The organism is Roseomonas sp. 18066, from assembly GCF_902706185.1.
In the GTDB taxonomy this organism is placed as follows: Bacteria; Pseudomonadota; Alphaproteobacteria; order Acetobacterales; family Acetobacteraceae; genus Pseudoroseomonas.
This window is the reverse complement of record NZ_CACSJM010000263.1, coordinates 1-4294: the sequence shown is the minus strand read 5'-3', so window position 1 is coordinate 4294 and position 4294 is coordinate 1. Positions and strand designations below refer to the sequence as shown.

General features: G+C 73.8%; 3 protein-coding genes and 1 pseudogene. All 4 read right to left on the bottom strand.

All coding sequences use genetic code 11. The annotated features are described in order from the left end of the window. A pseudogene (locus GVN67_RS28295) lies at positions 1-710 on the bottom strand (glycosidase); the annotation flags it as partial. A gap of 16 nt (positions 711-726) precedes the next feature. Then, a complete protein-coding gene (locus GVN67_RS28290) occupies positions 727-3126 on the bottom strand; it encodes a glycosyltransferase family 4 protein (RefSeq protein WP_160000643.1) in 2400 nt (799 codons plus the stop codon). After that, positions 3123-4043, bottom strand: a complete 921-nt coding sequence (locus tag GVN67_RS28285; protein WP_160000642.1) for a class I mannose-6-phosphate isomerase — start codon at positions 4041-4043, stop codon at positions 3123-3125. Before GVN67_RS28285 ends, GVN67_RS28290 begins: the two co-directional genes overlap by 4 nt. A gap of 76 nt (positions 4044-4119) precedes the next feature. Next, positions 4120-4254 (bottom strand): hypothetical protein, encoded by a 135-nt coding sequence (locus GVN67_RS30405; protein WP_255430450.1) that lies wholly within the window; start codon positions 4252-4254, stop codon positions 4120-4122. Between the last annotated feature and the right edge of the window lie 40 nt (positions 4255-4294).

Sequence of the window (4294 nt, the reverse complement as noted above, 5' to 3'; positions counted from 1 at the left end):
GCCGCGTCGCCCGCCCCGCCGCCGTCCTCGTCGAAGGTGACGAAGCGGGCATCCTCGATGCCGTTCGACTGCGCCTCGGTGACCGGGAAGATCACCCGCTCGCTGATGTCGCCTTCCGGGTCGAAGGCCACCTCGACCACCTCGCCGCCGGCCGCCGCGACCCGGCTGCGGATCGCCGGGATCGATGCCAGCCGCGCGGTGGGGTCGAGGGTCACGCGGCCATCGGCGGCCAGCGTCCCGGCGCGGAAGGTCAGCGAGGAGACATGCCCCTCGCCCACCGCCCGCAGCGACAGGATGAAGCGCAGCCCGCCGGGCGGGGCCGCCGCCTGGTCCGGATGCACGACGATGCTGGGGTTGAACAGCGCCGCCGCCTCGAAGGAATATTCATGCAGGAAATAGGCGCCGACCAGGCGGCGCTGCAGCGGGGTGAAGGGGGCGTGGTGGGCGAAGGCGGTCTCCATCTCCCGCGCCCGCGCCTCGAAGCTCGCCAGCAGGTTGCGGTGGCGGCCCTCGAAATTGGCCAGCACGCCGTCGAGCTGGGCCCGCGCCTGGTCGGGCTGCATCGCCAGCACGCGGCCGACGATGTGGTTGGCGCGCGCCCGGTCGGTGGGGTTCAGGTCGCGCGGCTCCACCGCCGGCTTGAAGGCGCGGATGATGACGCGGGCCGGATCCGGGCGCAGGACGGAGACCTGGCGGCTGACGAAGGGCATCCCGGTCAAGGCCGGGTCAGGCGAGCAGCGCGAGGGTCGGCATCGCGGGCCGGGCGCGCGCCAGCTGCCGGATCTCGACATGGCCGAGCAGGTAGGAGACCACCGATTCCCCGCCGCGATTCTCGTTGGCGCGGTCGCGGTGCAGCCCGTCGCGACAGCTGCCGGTGGCGGCATCGACCAGCGGCACCGCCAGGTCGTTGCGCCCGGTGAACCAGGCGAAGGCGCGTTCCGCCTGCAGGCGCCAGTCGTCCTGCCGCTCGGCCCGTCCTTCAGCCCGTCCTTCGGCGCCCCCCTCCGCCCGCCATGCGGCCAGGCAGGCGGAAATCGCCGCGGTGGCCTCCAGCGGCTGCTGGTCGAAGGGCCGCGGCGGGCAGCGCAGGTCGCCGAAGCTCTCGCTGCCGACCGGGCGGAAATGCCCGGCCGGGCTGGTCTGCACCGCCATCAGCCAGCGCAGCGCGCGCAGCCCGGCCTCGACATGGCCGGCCAGGCCCAGCGCCATGCCGGTGACCAGCAGCGCCTGCGGCAGGCGGGCATTGTCGTAGGACAGCCCGTCCTCGAACCAGCACCATTCCGCCGTCGCCTGCAGCGCCAGCAGCCGGGCCAGGCGATCGGCCAGGCGCCGGCGCAGCCGGGCCGCCGCCACGTCGTCGGCGGCCACCGCGCAATAGCCCTCCAGCCCGAGCAGGGTGAAGGCCCAGGCGCGCGGCGAGGTGAAGCCCTCCACCGCCGGCAGCGCCTCGGCGAACAGCGCCGCCGCCCAGCGCCGGCGCGACGGGTTGACATCGGCGCGCGCCGTCTCGCCCAGCGCCCAGAGGGTGCGCCCGTGGCTGTCCTCCGAGCCGCGATCCTCGAGCCAGCGGCGGTCGAAGCTCATGAAGTTGCGGAAGCGCCCGGTGTCGGGGTTCCAGGCATGTTGCACGAAGGCGGCGAAGCGGCCGACCAGCACGTCGGGCAGCCGGCGCTCGCCGGCCTCGCCCAGCACGCAGGCCAGCAGCAGCGCCCGGGCATTGTCGTCGACGCAATAGCCATGCGCGCGGTCGGCCACCGCATGCACGGCGTGCTGGAACAGGCCGGTGCTGTCGCACATGGCCAGCAGGTGGTCGGTGCGCAGCGCCGGCAGCCCGGCCAGGTGCGGCGGCGCCGCCTCCTGCCCGGCCGCGACACCGATGACGGCGCCCAGGCTGGTGCCAGGCGCCGGCATCGGGGCCGGCACCGGGGCGGGCACCGGGATGGGCACCGGGGCGGGCAGCCCGACCAGCCGCGGCGCCTGCTCGCGCCGGGCGCGGTCGAAGGCGGCCAGGTAGTGCTCGGCCGCGCGCGGCCACAGCATCGCCCGGCTGCCGGCATAGGCGCGCTTGCGCAGCGCCAGCCGCAGCGTGTGGTCCGACAGCAGGCCGGAGATGGCGGCGCCGGTGGCGACCGCGTCGCCGAAGGGCACCAGCACGCCGCCGCCATCGGCCAGCAGCTCCCGCGCATGCCAGTAGGGCGTCGAGACCACAGCCTTGCCGAGCCCGTAGCTGTAGGCCAGCGTGCCCGAGGTCATCTGGTGCTCGTCCAGATAGGGCGTCACGTAGACGTCGCACATCGAGATGTATTCGAGCAGCGTGTCGGGCTCGACGAAGCGGTCGACGAAGACCACGCTGGCCTCGACGCCGGCCTTGCGGGCGCGCGCCACCAGGCTCTCGCGATAGGCCTCGCCCTCGTGCCGCACCAGGTTGGGATGGCTGGCGCCGAGGATGACATAGACGGCGTCCGGGCAGCGCTGCAGGATCTGCGGCATCGCGTCGATCACCACCTCGATGCCCTTGCCCGGCGACAGCAGGCCGAAGGTCAGGATCACCGGCTTGCTGCCGAAGCCCAGGCGCTGCTTGGCCGCATCCGGCTCGACGAAGGCGAAATGCGGGATGCCGTGCGGGATCACGTCGATGCGCTCGGCCGGCACGCCATAGACGCCGCGCAGCAGCTCGCGCCCCTTCTCCGCCATCACCACCACCCGGGCGGACAGGCCGGCGATGCTGTCCAGCGCCCAGCGCTGCGCCGTGCTCGGCGCCGCCAGCACGGTGTGCAGCGTGGTCACCACCGGCATCTGCAGCCGCGACAGCAGGGCGATGATATTGCCGCCCGCCTCGCCGCCGAAGATGCCGAATTCATGCTGCAGCGAGACCACGTCGACCCGGCTGGCATTCAGCACGTCGGCCGCGTGCAGATAGTCCTGCAGCCGGTGGTCGTCGATCTGCAGGGTGACCTCGGCCGGGTAGTCGTAGTGGTGGCCGTGGTCGTTCATGGCGACGATGCCGGCCTGCAGCCCCGGCCGCAGCCCGGCCACCGCCCGTTGCAGATCGGTCGTGAAGGTGGCGATGCCACAGCGGCGGGGCAGCGAATTGCCGATGAAGGCGATGCGGCTCAGTTCGGTCACGGGAAGGCCTCCGTCCGCTGCGCGGATGCTGCGGTGATGACCTGGGCGCCGTCCGGCTCGAGCAGGTCGGTGTTCAGCGCCGGGCCGGGATAGGCGACCAGGGCCTGCAGCCCCTGCGGGCCGGCCCGCAGCACGGCCTGCGCGCGGTCGAGATACAGCGCCTCGCCCTGGACCAGGTCGAGCTCGCCGAGCCGGGCGCCGCCGGCGATCGCCAGCACCCAGGTCTCCTGCAGCGCGCGCAGCTGCCAGAGCGAGGCCGGCGGCAGGTCGATCCGCTCCAGGATGAAATGCGGGTCGGCGACCAGCAGGGTGCGGCCATCGGCGAGGACGACCGGCGCCGCCTGCTCCTCCGCCGGGCCGGGCCGGGCCGCGGCCACCGCCTGCTCGATCTGCAGCGGGCGCGGCCGGCCGTGGTCGAACAGGCGGAAGGTGGTGTCGCTGCGCTGCTGGATCTCGGCCACCACCAGCCCGGCGCCGATCGCGTGGATGGTGCCGGCGGGCACGACGATCGCCTCGCCGGCGGCGACCGGGCGCCAGGCCACCAGCCGCGCGATGGCGCCATCCGCCGCCGCGGCGCGCAGCGCGGCCGCGTCCAGCGGCCGGCGCAGCCCGAGCGCGACCCGCGCCCCTTCGGCCGCGGCCAGGATGTACCAGGCCTCGGACTTGCCGCAGGGCAGGTCCATGCTCTGGGCGAAGGCATCGTCGGGATGCACCTGGATCGACAGCGCCGCCGTGGTGAACAGCAGCTTCAGCAGCAGGCGGGGCTCGGGCGCCGCCGTGCTGCTGCGCTCGAACCAGATCTCGCCCACCGTGTCGCCGGCCTCGCCCAGATGGCGCCAGGGCTCAAGAACGGCGCTGCCCCAGGGGCTGCCCCAGGGCTTGGCCACGGCCCGCGGCCGCGTCGGCTCGATGGTCATGCCGTGGCCTGCGGCCGGCCGGGCGGCGGGATCGCCCAGTAGCGGGCGGCGGTGGCCGTGACGGGGCCGGTCATGCTCAGGCCTTCTTCTTCGGCAGCACCAGCGACTGCATCCCCTTGCTGACCAGGCTGGGCGCGCCGTGCACCACCGCCGGCGGCTCGGCCTTCGGCTTCTTGGTCTCGCGGTTGTTGCGCTTCTGGCCCTTGGCCATGTCGGTATCCTTCGGAAGGGGGTGGGACCTGTCTCTTATA